The sequence below is a fragment of the Bordetella genomosp. 12 genome (assembly GCF_002261355.1).
Lineage (GTDB): Bacteria > Pseudomonadota > Gammaproteobacteria > Burkholderiales > Burkholderiaceae_B > Bordetella.
The window spans coordinates 824,508-848,692 of the sequence record NZ_NEVU01000002.1; the positions used below are offsets into that span (position 1 = coordinate 824,508).

19 protein-coding genes are annotated in these 24,185 nt (G+C 64.6%); 11 read left to right on the forward strand and 8 right to left on the reverse strand.

The genetic code is table 11. From position 1 onward, the window contains the following. Positions 1–59 precede the first annotated feature (59 nt). From CAL22_RS09320 to CAL22_RS09345, 6 genes are all read right to left on the reverse strand, one after another. Positions 60–311, reverse strand: coding sequence for a GlsB/YeaQ/YmgE family stress response membrane protein (locus tag CAL22_RS09320; protein ID WP_094812469.1), 252 nt, complete (start codon positions 309–311; stop codon positions 60–62). 97 nt (positions 312–408) lie between these two features. After that, a complete protein-coding gene (locus CAL22_RS09325) occupies positions 409–1,032 on the reverse strand; it encodes an SCO family protein (protein ID WP_094812471.1) in 624 nt (207 codons plus the stop codon). Between the two features lie 108 nt (positions 1,033–1,140). After that, on the reverse strand, positions 1,141–3,198 hold the full coding sequence (locus CAL22_RS09330; protein ID WP_094812473.1) for a M3 family metallopeptidase: 2,058 nt from the start codon (positions 3,196–3,198) through the stop codon (positions 1,141–1,143). A 126-nt stretch (positions 3,199–3,324) separates the two neighbouring features. Further along, on the reverse strand, positions 3,325–4,179 hold the full coding sequence (gene folD, locus CAL22_RS09335; protein ID WP_094812475.1) for a bifunctional methylenetetrahydrofolate dehydrogenase/methenyltetrahydrofolate cyclohydrolase FolD: 855 nt from the start codon (positions 4,177–4,179) through the stop codon (positions 3,325–3,327). Then, positions 4,176–4,802, reverse strand: a complete 627-nt coding sequence (locus tag CAL22_RS09340; protein ID WP_094812477.1) for a response regulator transcription factor — start codon at positions 4,800–4,802, stop codon at positions 4,176–4,178. The genes folD and CAL22_RS09340 overlap by 4 nt, the downstream gene beginning before the upstream one ends. Then, positions 4,799–6,553: a PAS domain-containing sensor histidine kinase gene (locus CAL22_RS09345; protein ID WP_094812479.1), complete on the reverse strand. Its 1,755-nt coding sequence runs from the start codon at positions 6,551–6,553 to the stop codon at positions 4,799–4,801. The genes CAL22_RS09340 and CAL22_RS09345 overlap by 4 nt, the downstream gene beginning before the upstream one ends. 544 nt (positions 6,554–7,097) lie before the next feature. Between CAL22_RS09345 and aceE the strand changes: the two genes are divergently transcribed. From aceE to lpdA, 3 genes are read left to right on the forward strand one after another with little or no spacing between them, the layout of a single operon-like run. Continuing rightward, positions 7,098–9,809 (forward strand): pyruvate dehydrogenase (acetyl-transferring), homodimeric type, encoded by a 2,712-nt coding sequence (aceE, locus tag CAL22_RS09350; protein ID WP_094812481.1) that lies wholly within the window; start codon positions 7,098–7,100, stop codon positions 9,807–9,809. A 12-nt stretch (positions 9,810–9,821) separates the two neighbouring features. Continuing rightward, positions 9,822–11,501, forward strand: a complete 1,680-nt coding sequence (gene aceF / locus CAL22_RS09355; RefSeq protein ID WP_094812483.1) for a dihydrolipoyllysine-residue acetyltransferase — start codon at positions 9,822–9,824, stop codon at positions 11,499–11,501. A 15-nt stretch (positions 11,502–11,516) separates the two neighbouring features. After that, positions 11,517–13,298: a dihydrolipoyl dehydrogenase gene (gene lpdA, locus CAL22_RS09360; protein ID WP_094812485.1), complete on the forward strand. Its 1,782-nt coding sequence runs from the start codon at positions 11,517–11,519 to the stop codon at positions 13,296–13,298. Between the two features lie 170 nt (positions 13,299–13,468). Here the strand turns inward: lpdA and CAL22_RS09365 are convergent, their stop codons facing one another. Then, positions 13,469–15,109: a FliC/FljB family flagellin gene (locus CAL22_RS09365; RefSeq protein ID WP_094813559.1), complete on the reverse strand. Its 1,641-nt coding sequence runs from the start codon at positions 15,107–15,109 to the stop codon at positions 13,469–13,471. A 206-nt stretch (positions 15,110–15,315) separates the two neighbouring features. Further along, positions 15,316–16,059 carry an RNA polymerase sigma factor FliA gene (locus tag CAL22_RS09370; protein ID WP_094812487.1) on the reverse strand — a complete coding sequence of 248 codons (744 nt, stop codon included), beginning with the start codon at positions 16,057–16,059 and terminating at the stop codon, positions 15,316–15,318. Between the two features lie 426 nt (positions 16,060–16,485). Between CAL22_RS09370 and flhD the strand changes: the two genes are divergently transcribed. From flhD to CAL22_RS09410, 8 genes are all read left to right on the forward strand, one after another. Then, positions 16,486–16,809, forward strand: a complete 324-nt coding sequence (gene flhD / locus CAL22_RS09375) for a flagellar transcriptional regulator FlhD (protein WP_094812489.1) — start codon at positions 16,486–16,488, stop codon at positions 16,807–16,809. A 32-nt stretch (positions 16,810–16,841) separates the two neighbouring features. Beyond that, positions 16,842–17,414, forward strand: a complete 573-nt coding sequence (gene flhC, locus CAL22_RS09380) for a flagellar transcriptional regulator FlhC (protein ID WP_094812491.1) — start codon at positions 16,842–16,844, stop codon at positions 17,412–17,414. A gap of 235 nt (positions 17,415–17,649) precedes the next feature. Continuing rightward, a complete protein-coding gene (gene motA / locus CAL22_RS09385; protein ID WP_094812493.1) occupies positions 17,650–18,525 on the forward strand; it encodes a flagellar motor stator protein MotA in 876 nt (291 codons plus the stop codon). 18 nt (positions 18,526–18,543) lie between these two features. Then, on the forward strand, positions 18,544–19,488 hold the full coding sequence (gene motB, locus CAL22_RS09390) for a flagellar motor protein MotB (protein WP_094812495.1): 945 nt from the start codon (positions 18,544–18,546) through the stop codon (positions 19,486–19,488). Between the two features lie 8 nt (positions 19,489–19,496). Then, positions 19,497–19,871, forward strand: coding sequence for a response regulator (locus CAL22_RS09395; RefSeq protein WP_094812497.1), 375 nt, complete (start codon positions 19,497–19,499; stop codon positions 19,869–19,871). A gap of 54 nt (positions 19,872–19,925) precedes the next feature. Beyond that, the gene (gene cheA, locus CAL22_RS09400; RefSeq protein ID WP_094812499.1) at positions 19,926–21,923 is read left to right on the forward strand and encodes a chemotaxis protein CheA; all 1,998 of its coding nucleotides are present in this window, start codon (positions 19,926–19,928) and stop codon (positions 21,921–21,923) included. A gap of 13 nt (positions 21,924–21,936) precedes the next feature. Then, entirely contained in the window at positions 21,937–22,440 is a 504-nt protein-coding gene (gene cheW, locus CAL22_RS09405; RefSeq protein WP_094812501.1) for a chemotaxis protein CheW, read from the forward strand. Positions 22,441–22,483: 43 nt separating this feature from the next. Beyond that, entirely contained in the window at positions 22,484–24,178 is a 1,695-nt protein-coding gene (locus CAL22_RS09410) for a methyl-accepting chemotaxis protein (protein WP_094812503.1), read from the forward strand. Positions 24,179–24,185: the final 7 nt, after the last annotated feature.

Below are 24,185 nucleotides of genomic sequence, written 5' to 3' on the forward strand. Positions count from 1 at the left end.
GTGCCCGCCCTTTGCGTTGTGCCGCGCGCCTTGCCGGCGCCGGCCATCGCGGTTTGCGTCTACGCGCGCTTGCGCGAGATGAGGCCCACCACGAACAGCACGATGATGGCGCCGACCACCGAGGCGATCCAGCCAGCCGGCTCACCCGGCGCATACCAGCCCAGCGATTGCCCGAGATATCCGGCGACCACCGAACCCACGATGCCGAGTATGGCGGTCATGATGATGCCCATGCTTTGATCGCCGGGCATCAGCGCGCGGGCGATGAGCCCCACGACGAAACCGACGATGATCATGATGATGATGCTCATGCTGCACTCCTTCTTCCGGGATGGTGGCAGCCATCATACTCACGAGCTTGCCGCGCCGGGTGTAACAACTGGTGATCCGGCGCGGTCTGCTCCGCTTTCAGCCTTGTGTGATATCCAGCAATTGCTTCAGGTCTCTGGTGATGTCCGCCACACTGTCGGTGTCCGAGGCCAGCAGGCGCGCCCGTCCCGTCTTGTCAAAGATGTAGACGCCGCGGCTGTGGGTGACGTCATAGTGGTCGGCCGTATCGCCGGGCCGGGGCTTTTCGATCTGGTAGGCCACGCGGTAGCGGCGCGCCAGATCGGCGATCTGTTGTTCGCTGCCCGTGACACCCAGGGCTTGGCTATTGAAGGCATTGACGTAGGCTTGCAGGATATCGGGCGTATCGCGGTGCGGATCCACGCTGACAAACAGAATGCGCACGTTGCGGGCCCGTTCCCCCAACTGCTGCAACACCGCGCTCAGTTGGGCCAGGGTGGTGGGGCAGATGTCCGGGCAACTGGCGTAGCCGAAAAACAGCAGCACGGTCTTGCCCTTGAGATCCTCGCTGCTGAGCGTGCTGCCGCCTGCGGCTGGCAGCTTGAACTTCAGATCCGGCAGATGCCCCTTGACGTCGTATAGCGTCCAGTTCGCGCTGCGGTCACCACAGGCGCCCAGGAGACTCAGGCAGGCCAGCAGAAAGAGGGCGCGCAAAACGCGGCCGGAGAAAAGCGTGCGCAGCATGGGCAAGGAGGCGGCAGGCGCCGCGCCGGGAGTCGTGGGGGCGGGTTTGATTCTACGTCATGCCCGGGCGCGGGTGCTCAGCCCGGCGGGCGCCGGGCTGAGGCGGGGTCAGGCGGCGTCGAGCATGCCGCTATGACGCAGCAAGGCATCGATGCGCGGGGCCCGGCCCCGGAAGGCCGCAAAGGACTCGGCCGCCGGTCGGGCGCCGCCCACGGCCAGGATCTCGCGCCGGAAACGCATGCCGGTGGCCGGATCCAGGGTGCTGTCGCTGACCTGGGCGGCCTCCTCGAACGCTTCATAGGCGTCGGCCGAAAGCACTTCCGCCCATTTGTAGCTGTAGTAGCCCGCGCCGTAGCCGCCGGCAAACAGATGCGAGAAGGCATGCGGGAAGCGGTGCCATTGCGGCGGAAACAGCACGGCGACTTCGGCCCGGACGGTCTGCAAGAGCGCCAGGACATCGGCGATGGGCATGCCGCCGGCACGATCGTGCATCAGCATGTCAAAGAGCGCGAATTCGATCTGCCGCACGGCCTGCATACCGCTTTGGAAATTGCGCGCCGCCAGCAAACGGTCATAGAGCGCGCGGGGCAGGGGCTCGCCGCTGTCGACGTGCGCCGACAGCTTCTGCACCACGGCCCATTCCCAGCAGAAGTTCTCCATGAACTGCGAAGGCAGTTCGATGGCATCCCACTCGACGCTGGCAAAAGCCGAGGCGCCGGGTTCATCGACTTCCGAGAGCAGTGCATGCAGGGCATGGCCGGTTTCATGGAAGAGGGTGATGACGTCGTCGTGCGTGAGCAGCGCGGCTTTGCCGCCGTTGGGACGGGAAAAATTGCAGGTCAGATAGGCGACCGGCGTTTGCACTTTGCCGCCGGCCACACGGCGGTTGCGCTCGCTGTCGACCCAGGCGCCGCTTTGCTTGCCGGCGCGCGCGTAGAGATCCAGATAGAGGTAACCCAGCGTCTGCCCGGCGGGCGATGTCACGCGCACGCCCCGCGCATCCGCGTGCCAGGTCGAGACCTCGGCTTCCTGCAGGCGTACGTCGAACAGGGTTTCGATGACCTCGAACAAACCCGCCAGTACGCGCGGCTCGGTGAAGTACTGTTTGATCTCGTCCTCGGAGTAGGCGTAGCGCGTTTCGCGCAGGCGCTCCGACACAAAGGGTACGTCCCACGGCTGCAGATCATCCAGGCTCATCTCGGCCTGCGCGAAGGCGCGCAGCTCGGCCAGATCTCTTTGGGCATGCGGTTTGGCACGCGCGGCCAGATCACGCAGAAAGGCCGTGACTTCAGCCGCCGAGCCTGCCATGCGGGTTTGCAGCCGCAGGTCGGCGAAGCTGGCGAAGCTCAGCAGCGCGGCCTCTTCGGCGCGCAGCGCCAGCAGTTCTTCGATGAGAGCGGAATTGTCGAATTCGGCCGCGCCTTGCTCGGACGCCACCGTGCCATAGGCGCGGTAGAGGGTCTCGCGCAGCGAGCGGTCGCGCGCATATTGCATGACGGGCAGATAGCACGGCATCTTGAGCGTGAGCAGATAGCCTTCGCGGCCCTGTTCGCGCGCCGCGTCGGCCGCCGCGGCCACCACATCGGCCGGCACGCCGTCCAGGCGGCTGGCGTCGTCCAGGTGCAGCGTCCAGGCATCGATGGCATCGAGGACGTTTTCGGAGAACTTCTGCGAGACCTGGGCTTCGCGGTCGGAGACCTCGGCGTAGCGGGCGCGCGCCTGACCCTGCAGCTCCACGCCGCTGAGCCGGAAGTCGCGCAAGGCGAGTTCCACCACGCGGCGGCGCACGGGCGGCCATTGTGCAAAATCGGCAGCCTCGGAGAGCCGTTGATACTGGCGGTACAGCCCATCATGCAGGCCGACCCAGGTCGAGAACTCGGTGACTTTGGGCAGCGCCGCGTTGTAAGCCTCGCGCAACGCCGGGGTATTGACCACGGCATTCAGATGGCCGGCGACCGACCAGGCGCGCCACAGGCGCTCGGATTGGGTGTCCAGCGGTTCGACTATGGCTTCCCAGGTGGCGGGCCGGGCCGGGTCGGCCGCCGCGTCGACGGCCTGGCGGGCCAGAACCAGCAGCTCGTCGATGGCCGCAACGATGTGTTCGGGTTTGACGCTGGCGTAATCAACCAGATCGGCCACGGGGGCGAGCAGCGGATTCTGAGTCATGGGGGTCCGTTTAAAAAGGCGTGACAGGGCTTGCCGGCGCGCGCGGCGCTGGCAGTTGCTTGATATATGGGGAGTATGCCCGGGATTGCAAGCATCCGGCAGGACGGGCCCTGCCGGATCCGGTCGTCAGCCCGCCAGCGTGCGCTCGGCCGCCTCGACGGTGTTGACCAGCAGCATGGCGATGGTCATGGGGCCCACGCCGCCTGGCACGGGCGTGATGGCCGCGGCCACCTCGCGTGCGCTGGCGAAATCCACGTCGCCGCAGAGTTTGCCATCGTCGCCGCGATTGATGCCCACGTCGATCACGACCGCGCCGGGCTTGACCATATCGCCGGTGATCATGCGCGGGCGGCCTGTGGCCACCACCAGCACGTCGGCGCGGCGGGTCTGAGCGCCCAGGTCACGCGTTTTCGAGTTGCACAGCGTGACGGTCGCGCCCGCGGCCAGCAGCAGCATGGCCATGGGCTTGCCGACGATGTTGCTCGCGCCCACGATGACGGCCTCGGCGCCACGCAGGGCGACGCCCTCGGCTTCGAGCATCTTCATCACGCCATACGGCGTGCAGGGGCGAAACAGGGGCTGGCCGGTCATCAACAGGCCGGCGTTGCTGATATGGAAGCCATCGACGTCTTTTTCGGGGGCGATGGCCTCGATGACCTTGTGCGCGTCCAGGTGGGCGGGCAGCGGCAGTTGCACCAGGATGCCGTGGATGGACGGATCGCGGTTGAGCGCATCGATGCGGGCCAGCAGATCCGCTTCGCTCAGATCGGCCGGGTATTGCTCCTTGACCGAGTGCAGGCCGGCTTTCTCGCAGGCCGCCACTTTGTTGCGCACATAGACTTGGGAGGCCGGGTCTTCGCCCACCAGGACGACGGCCAGGCCGGGACGCGCGCCCTTGGCGGACAGTGCCGCCACGCGCTGCGCGACGTCTTCGCGGATACGCTGCGAGAGGGCGACGCCGTCAATGATTCTTGCGGTCATGCGTGGGCCTCGGGTTTGGCCAAAGCGACTTTCATGAGGTCGGCTACGGTGGTCACTTCCAGTTTTTCCATGATGTTGGCGCGGTGCGCCTCGACGGTCTTGATGCTGATGCCCAGGTCGTCGGCGATCTGCTTGTTCAAGCGGCCGGCGACGATGCGCTCGAGCACCTGTTGCTCGCGCGCGGTCAGGCGCGCCAGCATGGCTTCGTGGTCTTTCTGGGCCTGGTGCTTGGAGATGCGCTGCGCGGCCTGCTCCAGCATGCGGGCAACGATCTCCCGCAGGTCCGATTCATTGAAGGGCTTTTCCAGGAAGTCGATGGCGCCTTTCTTCATGGTGGACACGGCCATGGGCACGTCGCCGTGGCCGGTGATGAAGACGATGGGCAAGGGCGCGTTGCGGGCGATGAGCTGCTCTTGCAGTTCGAGGCCGCTCATGCCGGGCATACGGACGTCGGCGATGAGCACGCCCACCTGGGCGGGGTCGTATTCGTCGAGGAAGGACTCACCGCTGGCGAAAGCGCGAACCCGGTAGCCATTGGCCTCCAGCAGCCAGCGCAGGGAATCGCGGACAGCTTCGTCGTCATCAACGATGTATACCGTGCTCGACAGGTGGGGGGTGTTCATGCGTGCAACTCCTCTGACTGGTCATTCCGGGCAGGCGCTTCTGGCGCCGCGCAGGGCAGGGTAAAGCGGAAGATGGTTCCGCCAGCCGGATTGGGATCGGCCCACAAGCGGCCATGGTGCGATTCAATAATGGTACGGCAGATATTCAGCCCCATGCCCAGCCCCTGGGACTTGGTACTGAAGAAGGGTTCGAAGAGCCGCTCGGGCTCGGCAATGCCATGGCCACGGTCGACCACGGCCACTTCCATCTGGTTGTCGTGCGGGATGACCGCCACCTTGAGCTCATCGGACTCGCTGCCCTCCATGGCCTCGAGGCCATTTTTCAGCAGATTGAGCAGCACCTGTTCGATGAGGATGGGGTCGGCCATGACGTCTGGCGCGGTCGAGGGCACGAAGCTGTCGATGCGGATGCGCCGCTTGCGCGCGTCGATCTCGGCAAAACCGATGGCGTTATCGACGATGCGCCCGATGGGCACGCGCTGGCGGCGCGGTTCGCTGCGTTTGACGAACTCGCGGATGCGGCTGATGATTTTGCCGGCGCGCTCGGCCTGCGCGGCCGCTTTTTCCAGGGCCGGCAGCAGCATGTTGGGGCTGGTGTGGCCGGCCTTGACCAGCGCGACGGCGCCCATGCTGTAGTTGGCGATGGCGGTCAGCGGCTGGTTCAGTTCGTGCGCCAGCGACGAGGCCATTTCGCCCATGGTGGTCAGGCGGCTGGTGATCTGGATTTTTTCCTGTTGCACGCGCGAGGCTTCTTCATGCGTGCGGCGTTCGGTAATGTCGCGCGCCACCTGCATGCGCACGCGCCGGCCATCCGTCCAGGCCAGCATCCGGTGATGAACTTCGAACCAGCGCTGCACCGAAGGCGCGAAGACCTCCACCGACTCATCGGTGAAGCGGCCGCGGCGGCCGGCGAGCAGCTCGTCGTGGCCGCCGGTCTGGGCGCCGAAGACGCGGCGATAGGTGCGGTTGGCGAACAGCAGTTCCAGCCCGTCGTGGGTGTCGGCCGTGACCGAGATCGCGTCATCCAGGCCCTCGAGCACCGTCATGAAACGTTCGTGCGCGGCGGTCAGCGCCTCGCGGATGCGCTTGGGCTCGGTGATGTCGGTCATGGAGGTCATCCAGCCGATCTGATTGCCATTGGGGTCCAGCAGCGGCGACACATACATGCGCGCGGTAAAGCGCGAGCCGTCGCGGCGCTGCGCCTCGACTTCCAGGCCGCTGGAGGGGGTCTTGCCTGAGGTCAGGACATCGAGGGTGTGCTGATGCTGCTCGTGGCGGCCAGGCACCCAATAGGGAAAGGGCGGGCTGCGGCCGATGAGGTCGGCTTCGTTCCAGCCGATCATGCGGCAGAACGCCGGGTTCACATAGGCGATGCGGCCTTCCATGTCCAGCACCCGCATGCCGGTGGACATGGAGTTTTCCATCGCGCGCCGAAAGCCGGTTTCGGCGATGAGGGCCGCTTCGGCCGTGGAGCGAAAGCGCGTGTAGCGCCACAGCATCAACAGGCTGATGATGATGACGATGGACAGCGCCAGCACCACCCAGAGCAGCCGCTGCTGGCGCAGTTCCTGGTCGATGGTCACGAACATGACGCTGTCGTCATGGATGCGCTGCAGCCAGAAAAACATGCCCATCACACATATATAGAGGACGAGCACCAGCGCGGGCGTCACCCAGTACAAACCGCGCCGGCGGGAGCGGGCGTGATCGTGGAATGAATTCGGGATGTTGGACTTGGCGGGACTGAACATAGGCATGCGGCCGTTAGGCTGCGTATTTTACGGGGTATTGCGGCAGGGGTGGGCCGGGCGCAGGTGCCGGCGGGCCGGCTGTGCGGGGCTGGCCGCCGCCGGAGCGGATATTTCGATGTTGCACTGCGCCATATTACGGCCGGCAGCCGGGATTTTTGCGGCATTTTGTCTATGAGGCCGGGCGTGGCTGCGCCGCCACAAGGCGGGAGGGCGCGGCCCCCGGACGCAGGCGCCGCAGCTGGCCGCGGCCTCCCGAGGCCGGGTTTTCGCCCGCATTCCCGGGCATCCCGGGCGGGCTGGCCTGCTCAAAGCCTGCTCAGGCATCATAGGCATGGGATTCAGAAAATTGTCAATTTTCCGCATTATGAAATGCCGTACCGCAACATGAAATTTTTCTTGCCGCAGGCTAACCTAGCTACTTAGAATGCGCGCTCGATGGTTGGCGTCCCCGATTCGTTCGCGGGGTGTCGGCGCGCATAAACTTCTGTACCCCGCTTACCCATATACGGGGTGTGGTCCAAGAAACCCCATCAGGAGACACACGATGTCCTCTCCCGCTCAGGCCGGCGGCCTTCTGGCTGCCAACGACGAAGACACCCAAGAAACCCAGGAGTGGCTGGAAGCCCTGGCCGCCGTCCTCGATCGCGAAGGTCCGCAACGCGCGCACTACCTTCTTGAGCGCCTGATCGATGAGGCTCGCCGCTCCGGCGCCCATATCCCGTTCTCGCCCAACACGGCCTACGTGAACACCATCCCGCCGGGCCTGGAGCCCGCGCATCCGGGCAATCTGGAGCTGGAATCGCGGATTCGCTCCTATGTGCGCTGGAACGCCATGGCGATGGTGGTCAAGGCCAACAAGCATAACCCGGCCGACGGCGGCGATCTGGGCGGCCACATCGCCTCTTTCGCCTCGCTGGCGACCATGATCGGCTGCGGCCAGAACCACTTCTGGCACGCTGAAAACGAAAATCACGGCGGTGACCTGGTTTACTTCCAAGGCCACACTTCGCCCGGCATGTACGGCCGCGCCTATCTCGAAGGCCGCCTGACCGAAGAGCAGCTCAACCATTTCCGCCAGGAAGTCGACGGCAAGGGCCTGTCTTCCTATCCGCATCCCAAGCTGATGCCGGATTTCTGGCAATTCCCGACGGTGTCGATGGGCTTGGGCCCGCTGATGGCCATCTATCAGGCGCGCTTCCTGAAGTACCTGCACGCCCGCGGCATCGCCGACACCAGCAAGCGCAAGGTCTGGGTGTTCTGCGGTGACGGCGAAATGGACGAGCCCGAGTCCCTGGGCGCCATCGCCCTGGCCGCGCGCGAGAAACTCGACAACCTGATCTTCGTCATCAACTGCAATCTGCAGCGCCTGGACGGCCCGGTGCGCGGCAATGGCAAGATCATCCAGGAACTCGAAGGCGACTTCCGCGGCTCGGGCTGGAACGTGATCAAGCTCATCTGGGGCGGCTACTGGGATCCGCTGCTGGCGCACGATAAGGAAGGCATCCTGCGCAAAATCATGGAAGAAACCGTCGACGGCGAGTACCAGGCGTACAAGGCCAACGACGGCAAGTTCGTGCGCGAGCATTTCTTCGGCAAGCACCCCAAGCTGCTCGAGGCCGTCGCCCGCATGAGCGACGAAGACATCTGGCGCCTGAACCGTGGCGGCCACGATCCGCACAAGGTGTACGCGGCGTTTGACGCGGCCTCCAGCCACAGCGGCCAACCCACCGTCATCCTGGCCAAGACCATCAAGGGTTACGGCATGGGCCAGGTGGGCCAGGCCAAGAACCCGACGCACCAGCAGAAAAAGCTGGAGCTGGATTCGATCCGCGAATTCCGCGATCGCTTCGGCATCCCCATTCCGGACGATCAGCTCGAGAATCTGCCGTACTTCAAGCCCGCCGAAGACTCGCCGGAAATGAAGTACCTGCACGAACGCCGCAAGGAGCTGGGCGGCTATCTGCCCAAGCGCCGCCAGAAGGCCGACGAGCAACTCAAGGTGCCGGCGCTGGAAGCCTTCAAGGCCGTGCTCGAACCGACCGCCGAAGGCCGCGAGATCTCGACCACGCAAGCCTTCGTGCGCGTGCTCAATCAGATCCTGCGCGACAAGCAGATCGGGCCGCGCGTGGTGCCCATCCTCGCCGATGAGTCGCGCACGTTCGGCATGGAAGGCCTGTTCCGCCAGATCGGCATTTATGCCCCCGAGGGCCAGAAGTATGTGCCGGTCGACAAGGACCAGGTCATGTACTACAAGGAAGCGGCCGACGGCCAGCTGCTGCAGGAAGGCATCAACGAAGCGGGCGCCATGAGCTCGTGGATCGCGGCGGCCACGTCGTACTCCACCAACAACCGCATCATGGTGCCGTTCTTCATCTATTACTCGATGTTCGGCTTCCAGCGTATCGGCGATCTGGCCTGGGCGGCCGGCGACATGCAGGCGCGCGGCTTCCTGCTGGGCGGCACCGCCGGGCGCACGACGCTCAACGGCGAGGGCCTGCAGCACGAAGACGGCCACAGCCATATCCTGGCCTCGACCATCCCCAATTGCGTCTCTTACGACCCGACTTTCGCGCATGAACTGGCCGTCATCGTCCAGCACGGCATGAAGCGCATGGTCGAAGACCAGGAAAACGTCTATTACTACCTGACGGTGATGAACGAAAACTACGCCCAGCCGGGTTTGAAGGCGGGCGATGAGGAAGGCATCATCAAGGGCATGTACAAGCTGCAGTCCAAGGGCGCGGCCAAGGCCAAGGCCCGTGTGCAGCTGATGGGTTCCGGCACGATTCTGCGTGAAGTGATGGCCGCTCAGGACCTGCTGGACGCCGATTGGGGCGTGGCGTCCGACATCTGGAGCGTGACCAGCTTCACCGAGCTGCGCCGCAACGGCCTGGATGCCGAGCGCTTTAACCTGCTGCATCCGGAAGCCCCGGCGCAGGTGGCCTATGTGACCGAACAGCTCTCCTCGACCGATGGCCCCATCATCGCCTCGACCGACTACATGAAGCTGTTTGCCGATCAGATCCGCCCCTTCATGCCCAAGGGCCGTGAATACAAGGTGCTGGGCACGGACGGGTTTGGCCGTTCGGACTTCCGTAGCAAGCTGCGCGAACACTTCGAGATCGACCGCCACTTCGTGGTCGTGGCCGCGCTCAAGGCGCTGGCCGACGAAGGCAAGGTGCCGGCCGCCAAGGTCGCCGAAGCCATCAAGAAGTACGGCATCAATCCGAACAAAGCCAACCCGCAATACGCCTGAGGGTAGACAAACATGAGCAATATCGTGGAAATCAAGGTTCCCGACATCGGCGACTTCAAGGAAGTGGAAGTCATCGAAGTGCTGGTGGCCCCGGGCGACACCATCGAGGCCGAACAAAGCCTGATCACGGTGGAGTCCGACAAGGCCTCCATGGAAATCCCCGCCTCGCAGGGCGGCGTGGTCAAGTCGGTCAAGGTCAAGGTTGGTGACAAGATTGCCGAGGGCGGCGTGATCCTGGAGATCGAGGCCGCCGCCGCAGCCGCGCCCAAGGCAGAAGCCGCGCCGGCCGAGGCCCCCCAAGCGCAGCCGGCCCAGGCGCAAGCCGAAGCCCCGGCCGCGGCCGGCAAGGCCGATGCACCCGCCGCGGCCAGCGGCCCGGAGGATGTGGCCGTGCCCGACATCGGCGACTTCAAGGATGTGGAAGTCATCGAAGTGCTGGTGGCCGTGGGCGATACGATCAAGCCTGAGCAAAGCCTGATTACGGTCGAGTCCGACAAGGCCTCGATGGAAATTCCCGCCACGGCCGGCGGTGTGGTCAAGTCCATCCAGATCAAGGTGGGTGACCGCATCAACAAGGGCGATGTGATCCTGGTGGTCGAGGGCGGTTCGGCCGCGCCGGCGGCCAAGGCCGAAGCTGCCGCGCCCAAGGCGCAGGGGTCCAAGGCTGAGGCTGCCCCGGCGCCGGCCAAGGCGCAAGCGCCTGCCGAGGCCAAGGCCGCGGCGCCCGCGCAACGTCCTTCGCCCACGCAAGACCTGGAGGATGCGGACCTCAAGCCCGGCCAATTGCCGCATGCCTCGCCCTCGGTGCGCAAGTTTGCACGCGAGCTGGGCGTGAATCTGTCGCGTGTGAACGGCAGCGGTCCCAAGGGCCGTATCGTGCTCGAGGACGTGCGCGGCTTCGTCAAGACGGCCCTGGCCGCACCGGCGGCCGCGGCCCCCGGCGCCGGCGACGGCGCGGCGCTGGGCCTGCTGCCCTGGCCCAAGGTGGATTTCACCAAGTTCGGTCCGGTCGACGCCAAGCCGCTGTCGCGCATCAAGAAGATTTCCGGCGCCAACCTGCATCGCAACTGGGTCATGATCCCGCACGTCACCAACAATGACGAAGCGGACATCACCGATCTCGAAGCCCTGCGCGTGCAGCTGAACAAAGAGAACGAGAAATCGGGCGTGAAGGTCACGATGCTGGCCTTCGTCATCAAGGCGGTGGTTGCCGCCCTGAAGAAATTCCCCGAGTTCAATGCCTCGCTGGACGGCGACAACCTGGTCTACAAGCAGTATTTCCACATCGGCTTCGCGGCGGACACGCCCAACGGGCTGGTGGTGCCGGTGGTGCGCGATGCCGACAAGAAGGGCATTATCGAATTGGCGCGCGAGACCTCCGAGCTGGCCAAGAAGGCGCGCGACGGCAAGGTGTCGCCCGCCGACATGCAAGGCGGTTGCTTCTCGATTTCGTCGCTCGGCGGCATCGGCGGGACGCACTTCACGCCCATCATCAATGCGCCCGAAGTGGCCATTCTGGGCCTGTCGCGCTCCTTCCAGAAACCGGTGTGGGACGGTAAGCAGTTCGTGCCGCGCCTGACGCTGCCGCTGTCGCTGTCGTACGACCATCGCGTCATCGATGGCGCGGCCGCCGCGCGCTTTAACGCCTACCTCGGCCAGTTGCTGGCTGATTTCCGCCGTATCGCGCTGTAAGCGCCCGGAGACAAGATGAGCAATCTCAAGCCAATCAAGATCCCGGACATCGGTGACTTCAAAGAGGTGGAAGTCATCGAAGTGCTGGTCGCCGTGGGCGACACCATCCAGGCCGAGCAAAGCCTGATCACCGTCGAATCCGACAAGGCGTCGATGGAGATCCCGGCCTCCGAAGGCGGCGTGGTCAAGTCGGTCAAGGTCAAGGTAGGCGACAAAGTCGCCGAAGGCTCGGTGATTCTGGAAGTCGAGGCGGGCGCCGCGGCGGGCAAGGCCGAGGCTCCCGAGGCCGCCAAGGCCGATGCGCCCAAGGCCGCTGCCGCGCCTGCCAAGGCCGAGCCCGCCAAGACGGCCGCGCCGGCGGCCGCCGCTTACAGCGGCTCGGCCGATCTGGAGTGCGACGTTCTGGTGCTGGGCGCGGGCCCGGGCGGCTATTCGGCTGCCTTCCGCGCCGCCGATCTGGGCCTGTCGACCGTGCTGGTCGAGCGCTACGCCACCCTGGGCGGCGTGTGCCTGAACGTCGGTTGCATTCCGTCCAAGGCCCTGTTGCACAATGCCGCCGTCATCGACGAGGCGCGTGCCCTGGCCGCGCACGGCATCAGCTTCGGCGAGCCCAAGATCGATCTGGACAAGCTGCGCGGCTATAAAGACAGCGTGGTGGCCAAGCTGACGGGCGGCCTGGCTGGCATGGCCAAGGCGCGCAAGGTCAGCGTGGTGACCGGGGTGGGCGAGTTCGCCGACCCTCACCATCTGACGGTCAAGGCCGCCGATGGCAAGACCCAGACCATCCGCTTCAAGAACGCCATCATCGCCGCCGGCAGCCAATCGGTGAAGCTGCCTTTCCTGCCGCAGGATGACCGCATCGTGGACTCGACCGGCGCACTGGCCCTGCGCGAGATCCCCAAGAAGATGCTTATCATCGGCGGCGGCATCATCGGCCTGGAGATGGGCACGGTGTACTCCACGCTGGGCGCGCGCCTGGACGTGGTCGAAATGCTCGATGGCCTGATGCAGGGCGCGGACCGCGACCTGGTCAAAGTGTGGCAGAAGATGAATGCCGGCCGCTTTGACAACATCATGCTCAAGACCAAGACAGTGGGCGCCGAAGCGCGCGCTGACGGCATCTACGTCAGTTTCGAGGGCGAAGGCGCGCCCAAGGAAGCGCAGCGTTACGACCTGGTGCTGCAGGCCGTGGGCCGCAGTCCCAATGGCAAGAAGATCGCCGCCGACAAGGCGGGCATCGCCGTGACCGACCGGGGCTTCATCGAGGTCGATCGCCAGATGCGCACCAACGTGCCGCACATCTTCGCCATCGGCGACATCGTGGGCCAGCCCATGCTGGCGCACAAGGCCGTGCACGAAGGGCATGTGGCGGCCGAAGTCTGCGCCGGCCAGAAGTCCTTCTTCGACGCCCGCGTCATACCGTCGGTGGCTTACACCGATCCGGAAGTGGCCTGGGTGGGCCTGACCGAAGACGAGGCCAAGAAGCAGGGCATCAAGGTCGAGAAGGGCGTGTTTCCGTGGGCGGCCTCGGGCCGCGCCATCGCCAATGGCCGCGACGAAGGCTTCACCAAGCTGCTGTTCGATGCCGAGACGCACCGCATTCTGGGCGGCGGCATCGTGGGCACCCATGCGGGCGACCTCATCAGCGAGATCGCATTGGCCGTTGAAATGGGCGCCGACGTGGTGGACATCGCCAAGACCATCCACCCGCACCCGACCCTGGGCGAGTCCGTCGGCATGGCCGCCGAAGTCGCCGAAGGCGTGTGCACCGACCTGCCGCCGCAGCGCAAGAAGTAAGTCCGCCGCCGCGCACGACAAAGCCGCCTTCGGGCGGCTTTGTCGTTGGGGCAGGGGCATGTGGAGGCTTGCTTGCGCGAGCCAGGCAGAACCAAAGATAAAGGCCGGGAGAGTCTCCCGGCCTTCGATCCTTGCCGCGGCCTGGCGCGAGGCCAGGCCAGCCGTTGCGATTAACGCAGCAGCGACAGCACGGTTTGCGGCACTTGGTTGGCCTGAGCCAGCACCGAGGTGCCCGCCTGTTGCAGAATCTGCGCCTTGGTCATGTTGGACACTTCCGTGGCGTAGTCTGCATCTTCGATGCGCGAACGCGCGGCCGACAGGTTGTTGACCGTGTTGTTCAGGTTGGTGATGGTCGATTCAAAGCGGTTCTGAATCGCACCCAGCTTGCTGCGCAGCGAGTCGACCTTGGACAGGGCCTTATCCAGCGTGTCCAGCGGGTTGGCGGTGGCCGTGCCCGTGTGCGTGGCTTCGGTGGTCAGCGAGCCCGTGCTGTCATCCAGATAAACTGCCGTGCCCTGGGCGGTCGTGACACTGCCGTTCGTTTGAACGTAGTAATCCTTCGTCGTTTCAGGGGTAATCGTCAGCGAGCCATCGGCCGGGTCAATATAAACGTCGGTGCCATTCTTGACGGTCGGGCTGGAGCCCGTGCCGATTGCGTAGGTGGTGCCGCTGATAACGACGTCACCGCCGGAGGCCGCCAGCGCGGCGGTCATGTCGGCCTTGCTGTAGTTCAGGCCGGCGGCCGTGGCATCGCTCGAGTCGCCAGCCGCAGTGTAGGTGGCGCCATTTTCGAACTTGACCGTGCCGCCGCCGTTGCCGCCGCTGTAGAGAGACTCTGCCAGGTTGGTCGCCGTTGCGAGGGGGTCGGCCGAATCGGCACGGGTTTTGGTCAGGTTGCCGGTCCCGTCGAGGTAAAGCGCTGCACCATCATCGGCGGCTTTGATCGAGCCGTCCGAGCTGATCAGGACGTCTTGCGAGCTGCCGCCGATCGTGACGGTGGCTTTCTGAGAGCCCGAGGTGGGGGTCAGGGCGGTGGCGAGGTCATCGTCGTCACCAACCGTCTTGCCGTAGGTGAAGCTGCCCGAGGTGGCGTTGTAGGTGTACGTCGTGCCACCAACGATGGCGGTCGAACCGGTGCCCAGCTTGCCGTAGACATCGCTCAGCGTCGCCTTGGTATTGGCGGTGGCGACGCTGTACTGCGTCACGCCATCGGTGGTGCCGATCTTGGTGCCGCGAGAAATGAGGTCGGTTTCAGCGGCGGCCTTGTTGGCCGTGCTCTTGCCGTCCACGTTGAAGTTGCCCAAACCCAGGGTCGAGGAGGTGATTTCTTCGAGGTCGATGTCGATGGTTTCGCCATCGTTGGAGCCGACCTGGATGCTCATCTTCTTGTCAGCGGCCAGGACCTTGACGCCGTTGAACTGGGTCTGGCCCGAGACGCGGTCGATTTCTTCCAGGCGCTGGCCGATTTCGTCCTGAATCGACTTAAGATCGGAGTCCGAGTTGGTGCCGGTGGTGGCTTGCACCGTCAGCTGGCGGATGCGCTGCAGGTTGTTGTTGATTTCGTTCAACGCGCCTTCGGTCGTTTGCGCGACCGAGATGCCGTCGTTGGCGTTGCGGGCCGCTTGGGTCAGGCCTTCGACGTTGGCGGTGAAGCGGTTGGCGATGGCCTGGCCGGCGGCATCGTCCTTCGCGCTGTTGATGCGCAGGCCGGAGGACAGGCGCTCGATGGCGGTGCCCAGGGCCGATTGCGACTTGTTCAGGTTGTTGGTGGCAACCAGCGACAGGTAATTGGTGTTGATAACAGCAGCCATGAATAGCTCCCAAGAGAGAAAGGCTTCTTCAAACTGGGCAGCGGGGCCGCCCATCTCCGGGGATGCGTCGTGGTGCATGCCGCGCATCTCCCGCTGCCTGGATAACGTCCCCGACTTTGCGATCTTTAGGTATTTACGGGCGAGTTACAAATTTTTTTACGCCCGCCGTCCACGCAGATGTGGCGGGCGATCCGGCCGCGCTGGGTCTAGATGACGTGCGAGAGTAGTTGCGGCTCGGGCAGTTTGGCCCAGGCCATTTCCTGCAGGCTGGCGCGCAGGCGCGCGGTGGCCTGCGAGCGCAATTGGCAGACGCGGGCTTCGGTGACGTTGAGCACCGCGCCGATTTCTTTGAGATTGAGGCCTTGCTCGTAGTAGAGCGACAGCAGCAATTGCTCGCGCTCGGGCAGACGCTCGATGGCCTGGATCAGGCTGGCCCGCAGGTCGGAGGCCAGCAGGGCGTTGAGCGGGTTGCCGCCGCTTTCCGCGCAGGCCTGCTGCCACTGGCCTGCGCTGCTGTCGCCTTCGGCGTCGATATTTTCGTAGTGCAGGATCTGGATGCCCTGGGCATCCGAGAGCATGGCTTGGTATTCGTCCAGCGGCACGCCCAGCTCCTGGGCGATTTCCGTTTCGGTGGGCGGGCGCATGAGGCGCTGCTCCTGGCGCTGGATCGCGCTTTCGATGCGGCGGCTCTTGCTGCGCACGCTGCGCGGCAGCCAGTCCTGGCTGCGCAGCTCATCGAGCATGGCGCCCCGGATGCGTGCCGTGGCATAGGTCTCGAACTGGGCGTCGGGGGTTTCCTGGTAGCGGCGCACGGCATCGAGCAGGCCGATGGTGCCGGCCTGCATCAGATCATCGAGCTGGACGCTGGCCGGCAGGCGGGCAAGCAGCTGCAAAGCCAGCTTGCGCACGAGTGGCGAGTATCGGACCAGGCTTTCTTCTGCGTTGGGCATTCAGGTCTAGGCGACGGGTTCTTGCTGTATGCGGCTGCCATTGTTGCTGCGCCGCAACGGCCAGGAGACGAGGGGGTCTACGTGCTGAACAGCCTATTTCCACACCGTGATTGTGGGGAAATCCCAGATATTCATTCGGGTAATCACGCAATGTTTTGAGCGTTTATTTACGAATTTGCGATGTAACATATGAAATAGCTGTAACAACTATCGTGTAGTTTTTTTGAAATACTGAAAAAGATCAACGTTTAGTCATAAAAATCAGAGAAAATGACAGCCAACATGGTAAATTGCATGCAAATTGCGATCAACTGATACATTTCGCATTAAGACGAAAACAACAGGCCTGTGCACGGATTTCGGGGGCGCGCGGTCCTGTCTGCGCGACCCCGACTAATGCCAGCGTTTTAGTCACAGGAGTAAAAAGTGAATACTGCTGACAGTTCCTTGCTTGCGGATATCCGTGAAGTCAATCTGTCGTACTTGTTGTTGGCGCAGCGCATGTTGCGCGACGACTATGCAGCCTCCATGTTCCGCCTGGGTTTCAGTAATGAAGTGGCCGACATTCTGATGCGTCTGTCACCCGCGCAGTTGGTAAAACTGGCCAGTTCCAGTTCTTTGCTTTGCCGTTTCCGGTTCGATGATTACAGCTTGCTGTCGGCCCTGACCCAGGATGTGCTGGGCGGTGCGCTGCAACAGGCGCACGCCACCATTCTGCTGGCCAGACAGCCCGTCGAAGAGATCGCTTAAGACATGGCCCTGCAACGCATGGTTGAGGCGTCATGGCCATAAAAAGTGTGGCGCAGGAGGCCGATGAGATCCTGCTGGCCAGTTCGATGATCACGCTGGGCGCGCGCCTGCAGGTTCTGGAGGCGGAAACCAGCCTCAGCCATGACCGGCTGGCCCGCCTGTACCGGGAGATCCGGGGCTGTTCTCCGCCGAAGGGCATGCTGCCGTTCTCGGTGGACTGGTTCATGACCTGGCTGCCCAATATTCACTCGTCCTTGTTCTACAACGTGTTTGCATTTTTGAACACGCGCACGAGCAGCAAGGGCATACGCGCCATCATCGACGCCTACCGCCTCTATCTCGAGCACGCCGCCGTGGATACTTCCGGCGCGCCGACCGACGAACCCGTGCTCAGTTTCACGCGGGCGTGGATGCTGGTGCGGTTTTTTGACAGCGGCATGCTGCAGTTGTCGGCTTGCCGCCAGTGCGGGGGGCATTTCATTGCCCACGCCCATGACCCCCAGAGCGATTTCGTCTGCGCCATTTGCCGCCCGCCGCCGCGGGCCGGCAAAACGCGGGCAGCCGCCCGGGCACGCGCCGGCGGCCGCACGCCGGCCGGGTCGTGAGGCGGGTGGCCCTTAACGGCCGCGCGCGGCCAGGCTTAAGGGCGCCAAACACGGCAACAGCCCCCGAAATCTGCCCCTAACCCACGTTTTGCCGCAGGGCAGGCGGGCGATGATTGGCGCTGTTTGTTCGCTGGGCTGGCCCCCGCAATGCAAGTGTTTTCCGGGCGCAGACGGCTCATGAGGTGGGCGCGGCGTCCCGGAGGGCGATTTTTAGACTCGATGGCAGAGGCCTGATATGTTGGTAGTTATCGGATATGCGGTGGTCATCATCGCAGTGATCGGCAGTTTCGTCGGGCTCGGCGGGCACCTGGGTGCGCTCTATCAGCCTTTCGAACTGACGCTGATCGCCGGAGCCGCGATCGGCGCCTTTCTTGCCGGCAACAGCCGCAAGTCGCTTGCCCTGGTGCGCCAGGCCATCCCGCGCGCGTTCAAGAGCGCGCCGTACAGCAAAGACCTGTACATGGAGCTGATGGCGCTGCTGTACGTGCTGCTGAACAAGGCGCGCCGCGAAGGCCTGATGGCCATCGAATCGCACATCGAGGATCCGCAATCCAGCCCGATTTTCAATGAGTATCCGCGCATCATGAAGGATCCGAAGCTGATGGAGTTCATCACGGATTACCTGCGCATCATGATCAGCGGCAATATGAGCTCGTTCGAGATCGAAACCTTGATGGACGAGGAGATCGAGACCTTCCGCCACGAGCGGGAAGTGCCCACCCATGCCTTGCAGCAGGTAGCCGACGGCTTGCCGGCTTTTGGCATCGTGGCCGCCGTGCTGGGGGTGATCAAGGCGCTGGCCGCCGTAGACCAGCCGCCGGCCGTGCTGGGTGATCTGATTTCCAAGGCCATGGTGGGCACCTTTCTCGGGGTGCTGCTGGCGTATGGTTTCGTCGCTCCGCTGGCTTCGCGCGTGGAGCGGCGCACCTCGGAATCGGTCAAGGTGCTGGAGTGCATCAAGGTCACGCTGCTGGCCAGCATGAACGGCTATCCCCCCCAACTGGCGGTCGAGTTCGGCCGCAAAGTGTTGTTCTCGGCGGTGCGCCCGTCTTTCGGCGAGCTGGAAGAACACGTGCGCCAGGCCAAGACGACGGCCCCTGGCCGCGCCTGACCTCAGAGCGGCCCCAGCATGAGCACGGTCAACAATCACCGCGTGGTGATCCGGCGCAAACGGGTCGCCAGCAAGGGCCATCACGGCGGCAGCTGGAAGATCGCGTACGCGGATTTCATCACCGCGATGATGGCGTTCTTTCTGGTGATGTGGCTGGTCAGCATCGTGCCGCGTGAAGAACTCAAGGGCATCGCCGATTACTTCCGCATGCCTTTGCGGGTGGCGTTGACCGGCGGCCCCAGCACCTCGGCGCAGACCAGCGCCATCCCCGGCGGCGGCACCGATCCGCAAAAGGAGTCGGGCGAGGTGCATCGCGGCCAGAGCCATCGCGTCGAGGCGCAGCCCGACGCCGAGCGGCGCGACCGCCATCGCCTGGAGTCGCTCAAGCGGCGGCTCGAGTCGGTGATCGATAGCAGCCCGGTGCTCAAGAGTTTCCGGCCGCAGTTGCTGCTGGACCTGACCACCGAAGGCTTGCGCATACAGATTGTCGATAGCCAGAACCGGCCCATGTTCGCCACCGGCAGCGCTCAGGTGCAGCCCTATATGCGTGACATCCTGCGCGAGCTCGGCCCCGTGCTCAATGACCTGCCCAACAAGCTGAGCATCGCCGGCCATACCGATGCGACCCAGTACGCCCGCGGTGAGCGCGCCTACAGCAATTGGGAGCTGTCGGCCGATCGGGCCAACGCCTCGCGCCAGGAACTGGTGGCCGGCGGCATGCATGAAGGGAAGGTCATGCGCGTGCAGGGGCTGTCTTCCAGCATGAGCCTGGTTAAAGATGATCCGTATGCTGCCGTTAACAGGCGCATCAGCCTAGTGGTGCTCAATGAAAAGACGCAGCGCCGCATCGAGGCCGAGAACGCGGCCGCGGCCGACGTGTCCTCGCGCGATGCGCAGGACGTGGGGCGCGCCGTGGATGAACACAACAAAAGCCAGGACGCGGCGACGGCCGCGCAGGAGTAGCAGCGGGTATGGCAGCAACGATATTGGTGGCGGACGACTCGGCAACGATGCGGATGATCGTTCAGGCGGCCCTGACTGCGGCGGGCTGGCAGGTGGTGACGGCGGCCAACGGCCAGCTCGCGCTGGACGTGGCGCGCCAGCGCGCCGTGGACATGGTCATCAGTGACTGGAATATGCCGGTCCTGGGCGGGTTGGGCCTGATTCAGGGCTTGCGGCAGGAGCCGCGCTACGAAGAGGTGCCGGTGCTGGTGCTCACCACCGAGGACGACGTGGACAGCAAGCTGGCAGCTCGCGACCTGGGTGTCTGCGGGTGGCTGAACAAACCGCTCGATCCTGACACCCTGGTGGAACTGACCGCGGAGCTGCTGGGCACGCCGCGCTGAGCTGGTGTGCTGCGCAGTGCCGCAAGGCAAGCACTTTAGGAAGGCATACCGTTCATGAGTTCAGCTCTGGATCTCAGTCAGTTCTACGACACCTTCTTCGATGAGGCCGACGAACTGCTCGCGCAAATGGAGCAGCTGCTGCTGGAACTGGACATCGGCGCGCCCGACATCGAGCAGCTCAACGCGATATTCCGCGCCGCCCACTCCATCAAGGGGGGCGCGGCGACGTTCGGCTGTTTTCAAAAACTGGCCGGCACCACGCATCTCCTGGAAAACCTGCTGGACGCCATCCGCCGCGGCGAGATGCCGCTGCGCGCCGATATGGTGGATACATTCTTGGAAGCCAAAGACGTGCTCAAAAGCCAGTTGGACGCTTATCGCGCCGCCGAAGAGCCCGATGACGCCGTATTCGAGCGCATCTGTGCCGTGCTGCGTCAATTGGCGCTCGAAACCCATGAGCCGGCCGCAGCGCCTGCCCCGGTTATCGTGCAGCCCGAGCCGGTGGAGGTCGCCACCTCGGCCGGCGACGCGCTGCCCTTGCGCCTGCACATCCGCCAGATCTCCGACAAGGACGCGGCCGCCCTACGCGAAGAAATGGGCAACCTGGGCGAGGTGCTGGCCGCCGAGCGCCTGGCGGATACCTTGACGGTCTGGGTGCAGACGACGTGTTCGGCCGCCGATATCGAAGCGGTTTGCTGCTTTATCATCGACGCCAATCAGATGGAACTGCGCCGCGAAGCGGCTCCCGCGGCCTTGACGCCGCCGCCGGCCGTGCCCGCCGCCGAGCCGGCGCCGGCCGCGCCCGCGGTCGAACCGTCCCGGGCGGCAGCGCCCAGACCGGCGCAGCACGCCGACAAGGAGTCTACCTCCATCCGCGTAGGCGTGGAAAAGGTCGACCAGATCATCAACCTGGTGGGCGAACTGGTCATCACGCAGGCCATGCTGGCGCAGACGGCCTCGACGCTGGATCCGGTGCTGCACGACCGGCTGCTCAACGGCATGGAGCAGCTCGAGCGCAACGCGCGCGATCTGCAGGAAGCCGTCATGTCCATACGCATGATGCCGATGGACTACGTCTTTAGCCGCTTTCCGCGCGTGGTGCGCGATATCGCCGGCAAGATGGGCAAGCAGATCGAACTGCAGACCTATGGCCGCGCCACCGAGTTGGACAAGAGCCTGATCGAGCGCATCATCGATCCGCTCACGCACTTGGTGCGCAACAGCCTGGACCATGGCATCGAGACCCCCGAGAAACGGGTGGCCGCTGGCAAGGATCCGGTGGGCCAACTGGTGCTGTCGGCGCAGCATAATGGCGGCAATATCGTCATCGAGGTCAGCGACGATGGCGGCGGCCTGAGCCGTGAGCGCATTCTGAAGAAAGCCCTGGCGCAGGGCTTGCCTGTCAACGAGAACTCGCCCGACGAGGAAATCTGGCAACTGATCTTCGCCCCGGGATTCTCCACGGCCGAACAGATCACGGACATTTCCGGGCGCGGCGTGGGCATGGACGTGGTGCGCCGCAATATCCAGGACATGGGCGGCCATGTGCAGCTCTCCAGCCAGCCCGGCCAAGGCACGACGACGCGCATCGTCCTGCCTTTGACGCTGGCCATTCTGGACGGCATGTCGGTACGCGTGGGCGGAGAAACCTTCATCCTGCCCTTGAACCATGTCACCGAGTCGCTGCAGCCGCGCGAGGATCAGATCTACACCGTGGCCGGCAATGAGCGCGTCATGCATGTGCGCGGCGAATACCTGCCGCTGGTGGAAATGCATCGCGTCTTTTCCGTGCGACAGGCGCAGGCCGACCCGACCCAGGCCATCGCCGTCATCATGCAGGCCGAGGAGCGCCGTTTCGCGCTGCTGGTCGACCATCTGATCGGCCAGCACCAGGTCGTGGTGAAGAACCTCGAATCGAATTACCGCAAGGTGCCCGGCATCTCGGCGGCCACCATTCTGGGCGACGGCAGCGTGGCGCTGATCGTCGATGTGTTTGCCCTGGCCCGCGCCAACCGCGAGCGTTGGGCCCAGCCCGAAGCCATTCTGAATTGACGGAGAGCCTAGCATGGCAGCCAAACCCGATTCCGCCCACCACCGCCGCGCCGATGACACCGGCAGCGAGTTTCTGGTCTTTACCTTGGGCTCCGAAGAGTACGGTATCGACATCCTCAAAGTGCAGGAAATCCGCGGCTATGACGCCGGCGCGGTGACCCGCATCGCCAATGTGCCGCCGTTCATCAAAGGCGTGACCAATCTGCGCGGCATCATCGTGCCCATCGTCGATCTGCGCATCAAGTTCAATCTGGGCAGCGTCGAATACAACGAACAGACCGTCGTCATCATTCTCAACCTGGATCGCCGCGTGGTCGGCATCGTGGTCGATGGGGTCTCGGATGTGCTGATGCTGAGCACGGCACAGATCCGCCCGGCGCCGGAGTTCGGCGCAACGCTGTCGACCGAGTATCTGACCGGCCTGGGCACGCTGGACGATCGCATGCTCATCCTGGTGGATATCGAACGCCTGATGACCAGCGATGAAATGGCGCTGGTGGAGAAGGCGGCGTCCTAGCCGCCCGCCGGTCTCGTCTCTTACTTCGCGGTTCAGGAACGCTATGCGCAACTTTTTGGCGAATCTGTCGATACGCACCAGTCTGCTGGCGGTGCTGGGCTTTTTCTCCGTGATGCTGATCGTCGGGGCGGCACTGGGTGTGCTGTCGCTGCGGGTCAGCAACGCGACGCTGGAGGAGGTGCGCCAGACTCAGGCGCTGGCGGATTCCGCCTCCCGCCTGGCCACGGCCGCCAAGGATACGGTAGATGGCCTGGGCCGGGTCGGCGTGGCGCATTACGGTGAAATCGTGCGCAGCATCGGCCAGCCCATCCTGCCGCAGCAGGGGCTGTCGGCCGAAGCCGCGGGCCTGCTGGAGCGGGCGCGCGCCGCGCTCAATCGCGCGCAAGCCGAACTGGAGCATTTCAGAAGCTTGCCGCAGCCGGAAAGCGCGCAGGCCAGCCTGGGCGCGGTGCAGACGAGCTACCAGGGGCTGGTCCGCCAGGCACTCGAACCCATGATTGCGGCCTTGAGCCAAGGCGATATGCCGGCGTACCAGGCTTTGCTGGGCGGCCGCCTGGACAAGCTGGAAGCCGACTTTGTGCAGGCCATCGCCGCCTTCGATTTCTGGCGGGCCAGTGAGTTTCTCGACGCCTACGAAGTGGGCCAGCAACGTTACGCGATGGTGCTCACGGCCGTGGCCGCTGGCGGAGTGCTGGCCGCGCTATTGATCTTCCTGACCTATCTTTTCCTGCGCCGGCGTGTTTTGCAGCCGCTGCGCTCGGCCGGCAGTCACTTTGACCGGATAGCGGGAGGGGATCTGACGGCGCGGGTGGAGGTGCGCAGCAGCAACGAGATCGGTCAGTTGTTCGGCGCGCTCAAGCGGATGCAGGAGAGCCTGACGCGCACGGTGTCGTCGGTGCGTCGAGGTGTGGATGAGATCAATGTGGGGGCGCGCGAGATATCGGCGGGCAACACGGATCTGTCGAGCCGCACGGAGGAGCAGGCGGCGTCGCTGGAAGAGACGGCGGCGTCGATGGAGGAGCTGGCGTCGACGGTGCGGCAGAACGCGGACAATGCGCGGCAGGCGAATCAGCTGGCGGCGAGCGCCTCGGATGTGGCCGAGCGCGGGGGTTCTGCGGTGTCGGAGGTGGTGCAGACGATGCAGGGGATCTCGGCGAGTTCGCGCAAGATCTCGGAGATTGTGTCGGTGATCGACGGGATTGCGTTTCAGACGAATATTTTGGCGCTGAATGCGGCGGTGGAAGCGGCGCGCGCCGGGGAGCAGGGCAAGGGTTTTGCGGTGGTGGCGGGCGAGGTGCGGTCGTTGGCGCAGCGCAGCGCGCAGGCGGCCAAGGAGATCAAGGGGCTGATCGAGGATTCGGTGGGCAAGGTGTCGGCGGGTTCGCAGCAGGTGGAGCGTGCGGGGGCGACGATGCAAGAGATTGTGGCGTCGGTCAAGCGGGTGACGGACATCATGGGTGAGATATCGGCGGCGTCGCAGGAGCAGTCCAGTGGCATCGAGCAGGTGAACCGGGCGATCACGCAGATGGACGAGGTGACGCAGCAGAATGCGGCGCTGGTCGAGCAAGCGGCGGCCGCCGCGGGCGCGCTGCAGGAGCAGTCGCAGCATCTGGCGCAGGCCGTGGCCGTGTTCAAAATCCAGGGTGGAGAAGTCATCGACCTGGCCGCGGCCGCGTTGGCCGGGCAGGCACGCAGACAGCCGCTGGCGGGCCAGGATCCGCTGGCGCTGGAACACTGAGGCGGGC

Bases quoted from the DNA above. Each gene is read 5' to 3' on its own strand.
- CAL22_RS09320 (WP_094812469.1), bottom strand. From the start codon at position 311: ATGAGCATCATCATCATGATCATCGTCGGTTTCGTCGTGGGGCTCATC.
- CAL22_RS09325 (WP_094812471.1), bottom strand. From the start codon at position 1,032: ATGCTGCGCACGCTTTTCTCCGGCCGCGTTTTGCGCGCCCTCTTTCTG.
- CAL22_RS09330 (WP_094812473.1), bottom strand. From the start codon at position 3,198: ATGACTCAGAATCCGCTGCTCGCCCCCGTGGCCGATCTGGTTGATTAC.
- folD (WP_094812475.1), bottom strand. From the start codon at position 4,179: ATGACCGCAAGAATCATTGACGGCGTCGCCCTCTCGCAGCGTATCCGC.
- CAL22_RS09340 (WP_094812477.1), bottom strand. From the start codon at position 4,802: ATGAACACCCCCCACCTGTCGAGCACGGTATACATCGTTGATGACGAC.
- CAL22_RS09345 (WP_094812479.1), bottom strand. From the start codon at position 6,553: ATGTTCAGTCCCGCCAAGTCCAACATCCCGAATTCATTCCACGATCAC.
- aceE (WP_094812481.1), top strand. From the start codon at position 7,098: ATGTCCTCTCCCGCTCAGGCCGGCGGCCTTCTGGCTGCCAACGACGAA.
- aceF (WP_094812483.1), top strand. From the start codon at position 9,822: ATGAGCAATATCGTGGAAATCAAGGTTCCCGACATCGGCGACTTCAAG.
- lpdA (WP_094812485.1), top strand. From the start codon at position 11,517: ATGAGCAATCTCAAGCCAATCAAGATCCCGGACATCGGTGACTTCAAA.
- CAL22_RS09365 (WP_094813559.1), bottom strand. From the start codon at position 15,109: ATGGCTGCTGTTATCAACACCAATTACCTGTCGCTGGTTGCCACCAAC.
- CAL22_RS09370 (WP_094812487.1), bottom strand. From the start codon at position 16,059: ATGCCCAACGCAGAAGAAAGCCTGGTCCGATACTCGCCACTCGTGCGC.
- flhC (WP_094812491.1), top strand. From the start codon at position 16,842: ATGGCCATAAAAAGTGTGGCGCAGGAGGCCGATGAGATCCTGCTGGCC.
- motA (WP_094812493.1), top strand. From the start codon at position 17,650: ATGTTGGTAGTTATCGGATATGCGGTGGTCATCATCGCAGTGATCGGC.
- motB (WP_094812495.1), top strand. From the start codon at position 18,544: ATGAGCACGGTCAACAATCACCGCGTGGTGATCCGGCGCAAACGGGTC.
- CAL22_RS09395 (WP_094812497.1), top strand. From the start codon at position 19,497: ATGGCAGCAACGATATTGGTGGCGGACGACTCGGCAACGATGCGGATG.
- cheA (WP_094812499.1), top strand. From the start codon at position 19,926: ATGAGTTCAGCTCTGGATCTCAGTCAGTTCTACGACACCTTCTTCGAT.
- cheW (WP_094812501.1), top strand. From the start codon at position 21,937: ATGGCAGCCAAACCCGATTCCGCCCACCACCGCCGCGCCGATGACACC.
- CAL22_RS09410 (WP_094812503.1), top strand. From the start codon at position 22,484: ATGCGCAACTTTTTGGCGAATCTGTCGATACGCACCAGTCTGCTGGCG.